12 protein-coding genes are annotated in these 13181 nt (G+C 44.1%); 8 read left to right on the plus strand and 4 right to left on the minus strand.

Annotated features, from left to right (window positions below; genetic code table 11):
* Both OCU60_RS22350 and OCU60_RS22355 read right to left on the minus strand, forming a co-directional pair.
* Nucleotides 1-627 carry a fused MFS/spermidine synthase gene (locus tag OCU60_RS22350; protein WP_074374403.1) on the minus strand — a complete coding sequence of 209 codons (627 nt, stop codon included), beginning with the start codon at nucleotides 625-627 and terminating at the stop codon, nucleotides 1-3.
* Nucleotides 628-770: 143 nt separating this feature from the next.
* A complete protein-coding gene (locus OCU60_RS22355; RefSeq protein WP_074374404.1) occupies nucleotides 771-1673 on the minus strand; it encodes a LysR family transcriptional regulator in 903 nt (300 codons plus the stop codon).
* A 203-nt stretch (nucleotides 1674-1876) separates the two neighbouring features.
* Between OCU60_RS22355 and OCU60_RS22360 the strand changes: the two genes are divergently transcribed.
* The 4 genes from OCU60_RS22360 (at nucleotide 1877) to OCU60_RS22375 (ending at nucleotide 6589) form a co-directional block, all read left to right on the plus strand.
* Nucleotides 1877-3574, plus strand: a complete 1698-nt coding sequence (locus tag OCU60_RS22360; protein ID WP_074374405.1) for an L-lactate permease — start codon at nucleotides 1877-1879, stop codon at nucleotides 3572-3574.
* A 128-nt stretch (nucleotides 3575-3702) separates the two neighbouring features.
* Nucleotides 3703-4491 carry a (Fe-S)-binding protein gene (locus OCU60_RS22365; protein ID WP_074374406.1) on the plus strand — a complete coding sequence of 263 codons (789 nt, stop codon included), beginning with the start codon at nucleotides 3703-3705 and terminating at the stop codon, nucleotides 4489-4491.
* On the plus strand, nucleotides 4488-5933 hold the full coding sequence (locus OCU60_RS22370; RefSeq protein ID WP_074374407.1) for a LutB/LldF family L-lactate oxidation iron-sulfur protein: 1446 nt from the start codon (nucleotides 4488-4490) through the stop codon (nucleotides 5931-5933). The genes OCU60_RS22365 and OCU60_RS22370 overlap by 4 nt, the downstream gene beginning before the upstream one ends.
* A complete protein-coding gene (locus tag OCU60_RS22375) occupies nucleotides 5930-6589 on the plus strand; it encodes a LutC/YkgG family protein (protein ID WP_074374408.1) in 660 nt (219 codons plus the stop codon). The genes OCU60_RS22370 and OCU60_RS22375 overlap by 4 nt, the downstream gene beginning before the upstream one ends.
* A gap of 349 nt (nucleotides 6590-6938) precedes the next feature.
* Here the strand turns inward: OCU60_RS22375 and OCU60_RS22380 are convergent, their stop codons facing one another.
* Nucleotides 6939-7781, minus strand: a complete 843-nt coding sequence (locus OCU60_RS22380; protein WP_074374409.1) for a hypothetical protein — start codon at nucleotides 7779-7781, stop codon at nucleotides 6939-6941.
* Between the two features lie 468 nt (nucleotides 7782-8249).
* Here OCU60_RS22380 and OCU60_RS22385 point away from each other — a divergent pair, with 468 nt between their 5' ends.
* From OCU60_RS22385 to OCU60_RS22400, 4 genes are all read left to right on the plus strand, one after another.
* A complete protein-coding gene (locus tag OCU60_RS22385; RefSeq protein WP_235862218.1) occupies nucleotides 8250-8945 on the plus strand; it encodes a chorismate mutase in 696 nt (231 codons plus the stop codon).
* A gap of 1344 nt (nucleotides 8946-10289) precedes the next feature.
* Nucleotides 10290-10673 (plus strand): carboxymuconolactone decarboxylase family protein, encoded by a 384-nt coding sequence (locus OCU60_RS22390; protein WP_074374411.1) that lies wholly within the window; start codon nucleotides 10290-10292, stop codon nucleotides 10671-10673.
* On the plus strand, nucleotides 10663-11937 hold the full coding sequence (locus OCU60_RS22395) for an MFS transporter (protein WP_074374412.1): 1275 nt from the start codon (nucleotides 10663-10665) through the stop codon (nucleotides 11935-11937). The genes OCU60_RS22390 and OCU60_RS22395 overlap by 11 nt, the downstream gene beginning before the upstream one ends.
* Before the next feature lie 11 nt (nucleotides 11938-11948).
* Nucleotides 11949-12926, plus strand: a complete 978-nt coding sequence (locus OCU60_RS22400; RefSeq protein WP_074374413.1) for an aKG-HExxH-type peptide beta-hydroxylase — start codon at nucleotides 11949-11951, stop codon at nucleotides 12924-12926.
* A gap of 62 nt (nucleotides 12927-12988) precedes the next feature.
* Here the strand turns inward: OCU60_RS22400 and OCU60_RS22405 are convergent, their stop codons facing one another.
* A complete protein-coding gene (locus tag OCU60_RS22405) occupies nucleotides 12989-13156 on the minus strand; it encodes a hypothetical protein (RefSeq protein WP_159439487.1) in 168 nt (55 codons plus the stop codon).
* Nucleotides 13157-13181 lie beyond the last annotated feature (25 nt).

Genomic DNA, 13181 nt, shown 5'->3' on the forward strand with positions numbered 1-13181 from the left:
TTAAGCCTCTGCAACCACACGGGGGAACCGGACATAGAATGCAACCACGCCTCCGGCACATAAAATCCCAATCAAACTCAATAGAATCGTATTCACTTCAAACCACAGCACTAGATAGAACGACGTCGCGAGCGTTCCCAATGCGCTGCCCAAAGTCGAGACAAAATAGAGCTTACCGGCAACCTGCCCGCTGCGCCCGGAGTCACTGACGAGCAAACGGATCGAATAAGGTGAGATCATCCCTAAAATCAGAGTCGGCAGGAGAAACAACAACAGAGACGCCACCAGTGAGCCATAACGCGGGTCCTCTATTCGGATGAAAACCAGTTCCATGACCGTATCCCCCCAGAACACCAACGGGAGTAACGTCGCCGCACCACACAGATAAAGTAAACTGAATTTACGCAAAGAAGGGGAATGCATCGACCACTGTCCGCCCAGCAGATAACCAGCCGACAATGCCACCATAAAAATGGTGATAATACTGCCCCACACATAAATACTGCTGCCAAAGTAAGGGGCCAGAATCCGCCCGCCCATCAGCTCGACCGACATGATGCAAAAGCCGCTCAGAAATGCGAGTAAAAAAATAAACCGATTCTTCAACAATCCATTGTCAAACGCCATATGATCCCTATTGTCTATTCCACGATAAAAAATCCACCAATCTCATAATACTTGCAGGAATCATTCATATAGCAAGTCAAATCATCAATAATTGGTGCACTAAAAGCCCACATGCCAGAATAGCATTGAATAAACCATGGCATTTAATAAAAATAGTAGTCAATCTTGAGATAACTGGCGCGAATATGCTCAATCAACAGCCGAATCTTATTCGGTGGCTGACGGGTAAACGGATAGATAGCATAGACCCCGAGTCTTTTGCCGACTTGCATCGGGAATAAATCAATTAATGTCCCGTCCTGTAAATCCGGGTAAACCAGACAGCGCGGCAGATAGGCAATCCCGTAGCCGCTCAGCGCTGCCTTTCTCAGTGCAATCGCATTATCACTGGAAAAACTCCCCGACACCTTTAACAAGTAGTTACCATCCTGACCTTTAAATTCCCAGTCACTGGCACCGGTAGACTGGTATACGTATTGCAGACAATTATGATGAACCAGATCTTCAGGCCGATACGGAATCCCCGCCCGGGCAATATAACCAGCCGTGGCACACACCACCCATTGCGAATCAATAATGTGCCGGGCAATTAAACTGGAATCATTCAGTAACCCGGTCCGAATCACCAGATCATAGCCTTCGCCAATCGGGTCAACAAAGCGATTATCCAGCGACATATCAACCGTCAGCCCCGGATGCATCTGACAAAACTCGGCAATCGCCTCTGCCAGAAGCAATTCACCGGAAATCGTCGGTACCGACATGCGGATATGTCCACTGAGGTTTTCACCATATCCGGCGACCGCGTCCAATGCCTCCTGAGTGGCTTGCTTCACATTTTTAGCACCTTGTAGCAAGGCTTTTCCCGCTTCTGTCAGGGTGAGTTTGCGGGTTGTCCGATACAAAAGTTGCGCCCCGAGCTCTTTTTCCAGACGCGCAATCCGTTTGCTAACCACTGAATTAGTAAGGTTATTTTTCTCAGCAACGAGACTAAAACTACCCAGTTCAACCACAGAAGAAAATAAAATCAGATCGTCAGCTCTCATTTGATTATGTCACTTTTGGAATCAATCATTTTCATTATTTCCCTATATCCATAAAAAATAAAGCGCTAGATTTACACTGACTTAACAAAAACATCATAAATAAAAACAAATTGTAGATATCCCTACCCATGCGGCCCGCTGTTGCGATGCGTAAAACGTCGCCATCCCACATGGCTGAATGCTACAAATAAGGAAGTAACCCAATGCGTGAAACATTATTAGCCTTACTTGCTTTTTCTCCGATTGTTGTCGCCGCAATCTTGTTGATCGGTTTAAACTGGCCGGCAAAAAAAGCGATGCCAATTGCATTTGGTCTGACCGTTGTCATTGCCTTATTCGGCTGGGACATGTCTGCCAATCGCGTCTTCGCCTCGGTGCTACAGGGGCTGGGCATTACCGTCTCGGTACTCTGGATAGTCTTCGGTGCGATTTTTCTGCTCAACACCCTCAAACACTGCGGTGCCATTACGGTGATTCGTAATGGCTTTACCGATATTTCACCGGATCGACGCATTCAGGCCATCATTATTGCCTGGTGTTTCGGCTCTTTTATTGAAGGCGCTTCCGGCTTCGGCACCCCCGCGGCCATTGCAGCGCCACTGCTGGTTGCGATTGGTTTTCCGGCACTGGCAGCGGTACTGATGGGGATGATGATTCAATCGACTCCGGTGTCTTTCGGGGCGGTCGGCACCCCCATTCTGGTCGGTGTCAGCAAAGGGCTCGATAGCCACCATATCAACCAGCTACTGACAGCACATGGTTCCAGTTGGGAGAGCTACCTACAGCAGATCACCACCAGTGTTGCACTCATCCATGCCACCGTCGGCACCCTGATGCCGGTTCTGATGGCGATGATGTTGACGCGCTTTTTCGGCAAAAATAAAAGCTGGACCGAAGGATTAGATATTCTGCCATTCGCCCTGTTTGCCGGACTGGCCTTCACCATCCCTTACGCGCTGACCGGTGCGCTGCTCGGCCCGGAGTTCCCCTCACTGATCGGTGGGTTAGTCGGGCTTGCGGTGGTTGTCACTGCGGCGAAAAAAGGATTTCTCGTCCCTCGTTCTGTCTGGGATTTCCGTCCTGAGCACGAATGGCCAAGTCAATGGCTCGGTTCGCTGAAAATGGATCTACAAACCATCCGCACCAACCCGATGAGCCTCACCCTGGCCTGGACGCCTTACCTGCTCCTTGCAGTAATTCTCGTCGCAAGCCGCGTCAGCCCCGACTTTAAGGCACTATTACAGAGTATCAATCTCTCATTTGCCAACATTCTCGGGGAAGTCGGTGTCAGTACCTCATTCCAGCCATTGTACTTACCCGGTGGGATTCTGGTGTTTGTGGCGCTGCTTGCTGTTCTGATTCAGGCCAGAAACCCGGCACCGATGTTCAGAGCGCTTGGTGAATCAAGTAAAACCCTGGTCGGTGCCGGATTTGTACTGGTCTTTACGATTCCGATGGTCCGGATCTTTATCAACTCCGGTGTCAACGGTGCTGAACTGTCCAGTATGCCGGTGACCACCGCTGATTTAGCTGCCGGACTGGTTGGCAATGCGTTTCCGGCGTTAAGCGCAACGGTTGGTGCGCTCGGTGCCTTTATTGCCGGTTCAAATACCGTTTCCAATATGATGTTCAGTCAATTTCAGTTTGAAGTGGCCCACACGCTCTCGGTTTCAAGCGTGATTGTGATTGCCTTACAAGCCGTCGGGGCCGCTGCCGGTAACATGATTGCCATTCACAATGTCGTCGCAGCATCAGCCACGGTCGGTCTGTTGGGCAGAGAAGGCGCAACCCTGCGTAAAACCATTATCCCCACGGCATATTATCTGGTGGCAACCGGGTTGATCGGATTATTGGTGATTTATGGATTTCATGCCACAGACGCCCTGATGAACTCAGTCTGATCGCTGAGAATTCACCACAAGAATTACCAATTGGCCATCACTCTTCTTTCCAACCGACATTTCCCCCAACGTCGTGTTTCTTTGAGTGTGATGGCCTTACTTTACTCATGCATTCACTGGAGAGCCTTATGAGAATTTACCCAGCGAAACCGGACAAAGTCTATTTCTACGCGACTTGTCTGGTGGATCTATTTGACCCCGATGCGGGGCTCGATGCCATCACGCTGCTCAAGCAGCAAAATATCGAGGTGATTTACGTTGAAAAACAGACCTGTTGCGGCCAGCCGGCCTACACATCAGGCTATGATGATGAAGCCAAATCCGTGGCCCTGAATCAAATCGCGCTGTTTCCCGAACCTTATCCAGTGATTGTGTTATCCGGCTCTTGCGGCGGAATGATGCATCACCATTATCGTCGCCTCTTCGCAGGCAGCGCGCAGCAAACCATGGTCAATGTCTTTTGTGATCGGGTGTTTGAATTCACTGAATTTCTGGTGCATGTCTGCCGCGCCAAACTGCAAGATCACGGCCCCGACACATCCGTCGTGATGCATACCTCCTGTGCTGCCCGGCGAGAAATGAATGTGCATGTCACCGCCACCCAGTTACTCAATCAGCTTGAACACGTCGAGCTGAAAGAACAAGACTACGAAAGCGAATGTTGTGGCTTCGGCGGCACATTCGCGGTCCGTCACCCGAATATTTCTCAGGCCATGGTGGAAGATAAAACCCGTCATCTCAAAGCGACACAGGCTGATCATCTGGTGAGTGCCGACTGGGGATGCTTACTCAATATCAACGGTGCACTGGATTTTCAGCATCAGCAAGGCGAGACGGCCACCATGCAGGGACGTCATTTAGCCAGTTTCTTACGCGAAAGAACATTACCGAAGCCGACACAGGAGCAATCATCATGAATGACTCTCCGCAACAATTTCATGCACAGGCCAAAACAGCGCTTGATGACGCCCAGCTCCGCGCCAATTTTCGCGGCGCAATGGATTACCTGCAAAGCAAACGCAAAGCCGCCTTTGCAGACCCGCAAGAAGAAAAACAGACCCGGGATCTGGCACAAGCGATTCGTCAGCGGTGTCTGAGTAAACTGCCGCAACTCTTAGAACAACTGGAAGCCAACTGCCAGAAAAACGGGATTCAGGTACATTGGGCTGACAATGCTGAACAAGCCAATACCATTATCGCCGGGATTGCGGAACACCACCGGGCATCTCTGATGGTCAAGGGCAAATCGATGGTCAGTGAAGAGATAGAACTCAATCATGAAATGGCCAAGCACGGGGTGACCTGTCTGGAAAGTGACATGGGCGAGTACATTATTCAGCTCGACGGCGACAAACCTTCACATATCATCATGCCGGCCATTCATAAAAATAAGCAGGAGGTCAGCAACACGTTCCGCGATAACCTGCCGGACTTTCAGCCCACCACCGATGTCGATCGCTTAATCCGAACCGGCCGCGCCCAGCTCAGGGAAAAATTTCGCACCGCAGATATGGGGTTATCCGGGGTCAATTTTGCCGTCGCAGAGACCGGTACGCTGTGTCTGGTCGAAAATGAGGGCAACGGCCGGATGTCCACCACCGTGCCGAACGTCCATGTGGCTATCACCGGCATCGAAAAAGTGGTGGAATTCCTCACCGATGTCCCCCCGTTATTCAGTGCGTTAACCCGCTCAGCCACCGGTCAGACAATCAGTACCTATTTCAATATGATCACCTCGCCTCGCCGGGCAAACGAGAAAGATGGTCCGCAAGAAGTCCATCTGGTATTGCTCGACAACGGGCGCAGCCAAGCCTATCGCGACGAAGAGTTACGCAAAACGCTGCAATGTATCCGCTGTGGCGCCTGTATGAATCACTGTCCGGTGTACACGCGAATCGGCGGTCACGCCTACGGAACCGTCTATCCCGGCCCGATTGGCAAAATCATTTCACCACACCTGATGGGGCTGGCGGCAACCAAAGAGCTGGTCACCGCATCGAGCTTGTGCGGTGCTTGTGGCGAAGTTTGCCCGGTCCGCATTCCGATTCCCGACATGTTATTGCGGCTGCGTCGCGAGGCCAAACATGCACCGCAACCCGGCCTAGAAGCCATGCGCGGGCAGAAGTCTGCTTATAAACCCGCAGAAAAACTCGCGATGCGTAGTTTTGCGTATTCCGCCACCCACCCGACCATTTATCGGATCGGGACGCGCCTTGCCGGACAGATGCGCCACCTGATCCCAACGAAATTGGGACCATGGACGCAGTGCCGGACCGCACCGAAACCCGCCGCCAAAACCTTACATCAATTGATGAAAGAACGCGCTCGCCAGCCACAGAAACAAGGGGAATCGTCATGAACCACGCCAGACAGCAGATTTTCGACCGCCTCAAGGCTGCCCAACCCGAGCCACTGGAAAATGATTCCGCAGCGCTTGCCCGCAATTTTGCGCATCATCACTTCAGCGCCGATGAAAAATTAGCGCATTTCAGTACCGCATTAACAGCGAATCATGCGCAGGTATTACCGATTGAACGGCAGCAATTGATTCACACCCTTCATCAATTATGCCAAGACCACGGTTGGCAACACGCAGCGATTGGTACCAATAGCCTGTGGCATCATGATTTTCGTCAAGGGCTGGAGAACGTTCAGATCACCGAATATCAGCAAACCATCGAGCAGTGGAAAGATGACTTATTCACCACCGTTGATGTGGGCCTGACCGACACGCGTGCCGGTATTGCCGACAGCGGTGCACTGGTCCTCTGGCCGGATATCCATCAGCCGCGCACCCTGTCATTGGTGCCCCCTTGCCATGTTGCCGTGATCCGACAATCAACGCTGTTTAACAATTTGACGGAACTGATGATTGAGCAACAGTGGCACCAGCAGATGCCGACCAACGTGGTTTTAGTCTCCGGCCCGTCTAAAACGGCGGATATTCAGCAGACGTTAGCTTATGGGGCACATGGGCCACGGGAGTTAATTGTGATTGTGTTGGTGGATGAGTAAGTTTTCGGAGGGCTGAGGTTTGGGGCGCGGTTACTTTTGTTGATTTCAATGGCTTCTTCGACAGCGCCCCCTTGTGCTTTTTCAGAATAGAGAAGTTCCCATTCATCGAAGCTCGTATGTTTTAACAGCGGCCAAATGTATTTCTCAGACGTAATACTGAGAATTGAATGTCATAGGTACGGTAAATTTGGTCACCTCATAAATTAACAGGTGACACTATGACAAAACGAACAAGACGCCTATTTAGCTCTAATTCCCCCTGTAGGTATAACGCTTCAATAATCGACGAAGCTTTGCTGCGTCCGGTGCCGAAGGAGCGAAATTGATTGACTTGTTATGTCGCTTTAGCTCATACACCTGAATCACTTTTTTCACTATTGATATCATGGGCGACCCGCCACCCTTTCTCGGTTAACTGATAATATCCGTCCGCTTGAGCTTCGAAGATACCAATTTCAACTAAATCTTTTACAACGAATATCCAATGAAGCCTCTCCTCTCTGTTTCCTGGAGATTTTCCTGAACGCAAGCATTCTTCTGGCGTTCTTTCCCAGCCCCATTGCATATCCATTGGATATCCGGGAACCCAAAGACATTCATACTCCCCCTTTGAAGCTCCGATGCGGCAAAACCCGTTATCCTGGTGGTACAAGCGATAAAGTAGTTTTTTTTGATCATTAGTTAAGATTTCACTCAGGCTGTTTTGCTGCGGAGTCTTGCTAGTTGCCTCCGAGAGCTCTCGGAGCATAGAAACCGTAGTTACCCGAAATAGCGTCTCGTGCTGAGAACAGGCAGTACAAAGAGCAATGGATAGTGACTTGATATGGGTTGACGCTTCTTCTTCACTTAGCAGAAAGAAGTCCTGTGGATGATCAATCTTCGAGCGAACATATTTCCACTGCTCAGTGAGTGCAGAATCCCAGCTCTCCTCCGATGGAATCTTCAAAGATTCTAACTCTGAGCGAAGATTGGACAAACAAGGGCGTTCCGCAAGTTCTTCATCTGCTACATGACTCGGAAACAATGCATTTGACGAAGTCAAACTTGCATGAGAAGGAAGATTAGACGCCCATTTTTCTACAGCCTTATGTAGATCGACAGTTAACTTATCTCTCTGGAATAGTTTAAGTACTCGATCAGCAAGTTTGGTTCCTGCATATCCAAATAACCACGTCTCAATTCCCGATGCCATTACCATGCCTCCATAGCTACATAACAGTTATTTAGACAACACTCTCATTGTTCTGTTGCTGCCATTCACCCTTTTTCGGATAAGCTCCATTGGTTCTCGTATAAGCACTTAAACACCGTACATAGCATTGAATAGGTTACAGAAAACATCCAGAAAAAATTGTATAGGCATGACATTCTTTGATGCAGGTAGAGTTTGCAAGAAATTGCAGTGTTTTAACAATCAGTAAGGTGTGATGTAACGGTTTGGTACACGAAGCCGTAACACTGTTGGTTTGGCTTTAAAAATGTTTCACCCAATTCAAATAAGCCACCCAACCAAGAAAATCATTCAAGGAAGAATGATTAAGCTTTTCCGGGCAGGACGCTCGTAAAAGCTGGTTCTGGACAACGTGCGACGCCGTCAAACAGAAAAGATTTTCTGGTTCGTCTTTCATCTCTGAAAGATGAACTGACGCACAGAGTACCGATGTCTCTGAAACTGAGGAATGCAATTGTGCGTCATATTTCGGAGCCCGGAGGCAAAATAGACAAAGAAACAAACGGCTATCCCCCTACAAGGGAAATGAACCCCATTGAATATATTGCAAATAACTCTATGATAATGGCTCTTATTATGAAATATGGGGGATTTATGTTCAAAAGAATTACTTTATTTGCAGTTGCATTACTTTCATTCAATGTGTTCGCGACACCCACACCAGCTGAACTTTTTTCAACCATTAATCTTCGGTTAAGTTATATGGAAGATGTTGCCCTGTACAAAGCAATCCACAGAAAACCGATAGAAGACCTTGAGCGAGAAGCTGTCGTTATTGAAAAAGCCAGTCTGTCCGCAGAAAAAGAAGGTCTGGATAAGCACAGTGTGATCGGCTTTTTTAAAGCTCAGATTGCAGCCGCTAAAGCAATACAATATAGATATCGGGCTGATTTATTAAGCCAGCCAGAAACTGGCACACCCAGAGACTTAAAAACGGTCATTCGGCCAGAATTAATCAAACTCGGCAAACAAATAAATACGGATATTGCTCATTATCTGCATGACGGTGGTGTTTTTTCTGCAAACGATCTGGCAACCTTTAAAGCAACATTAAATTCAAAATACTTAACTGACGCAGATAAAAAAGCCTTATTTGATGCATTGACCCAAATACGACTCCAGTGAGTTTCACTGGGGAATGTAAGAGAACATCAATCCCGAAACAGATTAAATGAATTACAGATATCTGCCGCTCAAAGGAAGAAATCCACGGATGGATTTCTAGGTCTTTCTGAGTCCATCGATCAATTCGCCTTTAAAAAAGGTTCACCCAATTCAAATCAACCACCAAACCAAGAAAACCATTCAAGGAAGAATGGTTAGGCTTTTCCGGGCAGGACGCTCGTAAAAGGCGGTTCTGGACAACATACACATTAGCCAAATAAAAAAAGATTTTCTGGTTCGTCTTTCATCTCTGAAAGATGAACTGGCGCACAGAGCACCAATATCCCTGAAACCGGAGAAGCTGATTGTGCGTCAAAATTTGGAGCCGAAGGCTGGGAAGGTTGAAAGTTGAGGTGCAGCGGTTTGGTGCGCAATCACTTTCCTCAATTTCAATAGCATCTCCGACAGCGCCCCAGAGACTTTTGCCCAGCAGCAAAAGTCCCCAAAAGTGCCTTGAGTTTGAGTTCAACGCACCGAATCAGGGTCGGATTGATTCGCATCCTGCTCAGACAATCCTGAAAAATCGTCCATGATTTTTCCCCCTGAGTTCAGTGATCAAATTGACTTTTTAAGAATGTTTCACCGCACGCAAATCAACCACCAAACCAAGAAAACCATTCAAGGAAGAATGGTTAGGCTTTCCGGGCAGGACGCCCGTAAAAGCTGGTTCTGGACAACGCGCGACTCCGTCAAACAAAAAAAGATTTTCTGGTGACTCTTGCATCTTGGCAAGAGTCACTGACGCACAGAACATCGATACGACTGAAACCGAGAAACCTGATTGTGCGTCAAAATTTGAAGCCGGAGGCTGGGAAAGCGGTTAGGGATTTCCGAGTAGGACATATATATCCCTGAGGCCGGAAAATTAATTACATCATATTTCAGTTCCAAAAAATAAAATAATAATATCACTCTATATAATTCATAACATGAATATTATTAAATAATAACAAGCATGTGAAACTGTAGCTATTTTCATCCAGTCATTCCAGCCACTATATTGACAAAAATAATATTAGCAACATATTGTAAATTTATTGTTTACAACATCATATGCAAGTGATAATTTAATTAACGATGTGTTAACATCGTAACATTAATAGCTAATTTAAAAGGAAAATAATATGAAATTCAAAAATAAAATGCTCATGAAAGGAACTACGACAATGAATGTTCAGACAATTGGTTCTGACGAGTAACAAGTTCCATAAGGGAGTGACTTATAGTCACTCCCTTATATTTTATAAATAATAACAATGGAAAAATTATTTTATTATTATATCTATCAATGAGAAAAATTAAAAAATGATTCCACATAATAAACATAGAGAGTTAATTGAAAAATTCTCACCAGGAGGTACAGAATGGGGTAAGAAAGACTTCAGACCTGTATTCCCTGATCTGGTTGATCATTTAGTTGACGACATATATGGTTTTGCATACATGCGTGAGACTATAGATATAAAAACGAGGCACCTGATTTCAATTGGCATTCTGTCAGCAATGGGAGGATGTGAAAACCAATTAGAATTTCAATTAAAAGCAGCCCTAAACCTAGGTTTAACTGAAGAAGAGATTAAAGAAGCATTTATTCAAGTCTGTGTATTTGCTGGTAACGCGAGAGCCATAAATGCTGCGAGAATATTTTATGATAAAGTTCTGGAGTCAAAAGTAGAAAATGATAAATAAAATTCCATATAAAATTTATCTATATATTATCTCCGATGTTTTTTCACAGGTTAGCTATAGATTATTCCAAGTATTCTGTACTTGGTATTACATTCAATATTATAATCAAGAAGAAAACTTAGCTAGTATTATGTTTTTTGTCTGGTTATCCAGTGTACTGTTTCTCCCTATTAGTGGCATTGCCTTAGAAAAATATAGGAAAACTTCCGTATTATCCATTTCTTGCTTTATTATATGTATTTGTTCAATTTTCACACTTGCTTACTACCACTATTATACTAACCATAATAATTATACAGATATTGTGTTTTTAGTCATTTCTATATTTTTAAGTGCCGCATCATCATTTATTCTTCCTCTAGGTGTATCCCTGATCCCTGAAATCTCTTCAAATCAGAATGAAACTTCCTTTGGAATAAGGATAAAATCATCTACCTTTATCATAAATTTATTTCTTGGTCCAATGCTGGGAGGATTTCTAGCTGGTACTTTAGGTGGAGAATCAATTTTGGTCGCTGCATTAATTTTCTCTTTTCTATCTGTTATAAGTTCATTGTATTTATCAATTAAAACTAATTTAAAAATAGTAAAAAACACTCAAGAAAAATTCATATTCGCATTAACCGAAGGTATAAAAAGAACTATAAAAATTAAAGAAGAACGAATTGTTGCCATTATATCTTCAGGTTCGAACTTATTTTTAGTTCCATTTATTTTTTTACTCCTTCCGAGCAAAGTAATTAGTGAAGGTAACACTATGGTTGATATATCTATTATTGAAGTATGTCTTGGCATCGGCATGTTATTATCTCCGATTGTGTTCATCCCATATTTAGAAAAATCACTTGGAAAACATATAACGATATGTTTAGGTCAAACTCTTATAGCTTTTAGTATATTCTCATTTTCACTAACAAATAATTTATACATCCAATATTTATTAGGATTCGCTCTAGGTATTGGCCTTAATTTATTTAATGTTATTATTAATACATGTAGAGCTATTTCTATTCCTGATGGCTATCGTGGTTCAATGGAATCATCATTCTTACTTCTATGTATGATAACGATTCCAACTGGATTCTGGATCTCTAAATTATATTTAAATACTTTCACTGCAAATGACATCATTTCATCATCAATCATAATATACATACCATCATTGCTCATTGTAATAATGTCTACCAGCATTAAAAATATCGTAGGTTCTAGCTCAGAAAATCAACCTTATTATAAGACAAAATATAAAAAATTATTTGTGTAGGTAAATAAATCATGGATTATAAATTTCTTCCTAACATATCAACTCCGAATTATTTGAATAAACAATTTCAAGAACAATTAATGAATAGTTATCTAGAACTTCTTAATGATGCAAATTCATTCATACCTGAAATTATTCCTAAACATTTTCATAATGATTTTTCACGACTAACGCCTGATAAATTAAATGGCTTTCACAGCATTGCTTATCATAAAACTATAGAACTATTAAATGAAGAGAAATTCAATGAAGCCCACATTATTCTAGAATCTGTTATTTATAGTGGCATTGAGAACTATACAGGTATTATCCTTAATAAAGAAATAAATGATATTTTTATAAATACAATATTAAGGCAAGCTACAATCGGTCTCGAACACTATAATATTCACCTAGAAAAAATGACAGAAGAGTCTGATCTTGTAGCAAGAAAAAACCTAGAATATGGTATATCTATTTTGAGTGCTTCAAATCCAAACTTATACAATGAAATTGATAAACTCGTATATTCAGTTGTATTCTTTTCATCAAAAAAAGGAAATGAAAATAATAAACTTTATTCACTGACCAGTAACGCAATGCAATCATTAATCATGATTGAAGGAAATCATGATAACAGCTGGATCTTCCTCTTGGATAAATATATTCATGAAGGTGCCCATAGCTTATTATTTGCTTTAAATCTCACAGAGGAACTTTTCTATAATTCGGATGAAGAAAGGTATAGTTCCCCTCTAAGAAAAGATCCTCGTCCTTTACCTGGAATCTATCATGCAACTTTCGTCGTTCAGAGATTAATCTATGCTTTCAAAGGTATTTTAAAATCACCTCATATCAGTATCTCTGATGTTGAGACAATAAAAAAATTGCTTAGCTTTTATTTGGAAAGAGTCAATGATGGATATAATACTGTTATGAAATATGGAAAACTTTCACCAATAGCAAAAGACATTATCCAACAAGGACAATCTATAATTTATTCTGACTAATATGAATTGTGCGTCAAAGTCCGTTGCCGAAGGCTGGAAAAATCAAAGTTAAAATACAGCGCTTAGGGGCGCTCAGCCCCAATCCTCCCCCGACAAACCCGCTCTGTTAACGCCTGCAAGCGCTGTACCTCTGCCACCAGATAATTGAGTTCTTCTTCCGTGATTTCAGCATCTTGGTAAGAGTCACTGACGCACAGAACATCGATACGACTGAAACCGAAGAACGCCATTGTGCGTCATATGCCGATGCCCGAG

This window comes from Vibrio spartinae (assembly GCF_024347135.1).
Taxonomy (GTDB): domain Bacteria; phylum Pseudomonadota; class Gammaproteobacteria; order Enterobacterales; family Vibrionaceae; genus Vibrio; species Vibrio spartinae.

What these genes read in the sequence shown, in the direction of transcription:
- OCU60_RS22375 (WP_074374408.1), top strand. Translation starts at nt 5,930, where the DNA reads ATGAACCACGCCAGACAGCAGATTTTCGACCGCCTCAAGGCTGCCCAA.
- OCU60_RS22395 (WP_074374412.1), top strand. Translation starts at nt 10,663, where the DNA reads ATGATAAATAAAATTCCATATAAAATTTATCTATATATTATCTCCGAT.
- OCU60_RS22405 (WP_159439487.1), bottom strand. Translation starts at nt 13,156, where the DNA reads ATGGCGTTCTTCGGTTTCAGTCGTATCGATGTTCTGTGCGTCAGTGAC.
- OCU60_RS22350 (WP_074374403.1), bottom strand. Translation starts at nt 627, where the DNA reads ATGGCGTTTGACAATGGATTGTTGAAGAATCGGTTTATTTTTTTACTC.
- OCU60_RS22385 (WP_235862218.1), top strand. Translation starts at nt 8,250, where the DNA reads ATGTCTCTGAAACTGAGGAATGCAATTGTGCGTCATATTTCGGAGCCC.
- OCU60_RS22360 (WP_074374405.1), top strand. Translation starts at nt 1,877, where the DNA reads ATGCGTGAAACATTATTAGCCTTACTTGCTTTTTCTCCGATTGTTGTC.
- OCU60_RS22400 (WP_074374413.1), top strand. Translation starts at nt 11,949, where the DNA reads ATGGATTATAAATTTCTTCCTAACATATCAACTCCGAATTATTTGAAT.
- OCU60_RS22370 (WP_074374407.1), top strand. Translation starts at nt 4,488, where the DNA reads ATGAATGACTCTCCGCAACAATTTCATGCACAGGCCAAAACAGCGCTT.
- OCU60_RS22365 (WP_074374406.1), top strand. Translation starts at nt 3,703, where the DNA reads ATGAGAATTTACCCAGCGAAACCGGACAAAGTCTATTTCTACGCGACT.
- OCU60_RS22390 (WP_074374411.1), top strand. Translation starts at nt 10,290, where the DNA reads ATGATTCCACATAATAAACATAGAGAGTTAATTGAAAAATTCTCACCA.
- OCU60_RS22380 (WP_074374409.1), bottom strand. Translation starts at nt 7,781, where the DNA reads ATGGCATCGGGAATTGAGACGTGGTTATTTGGATATGCAGGAACCAAA.
- OCU60_RS22355 (WP_074374404.1), bottom strand. Translation starts at nt 1,673, where the DNA reads ATGAGAGCTGACGATCTGATTTTATTTTCTTCTGTGGTTGAACTGGGT.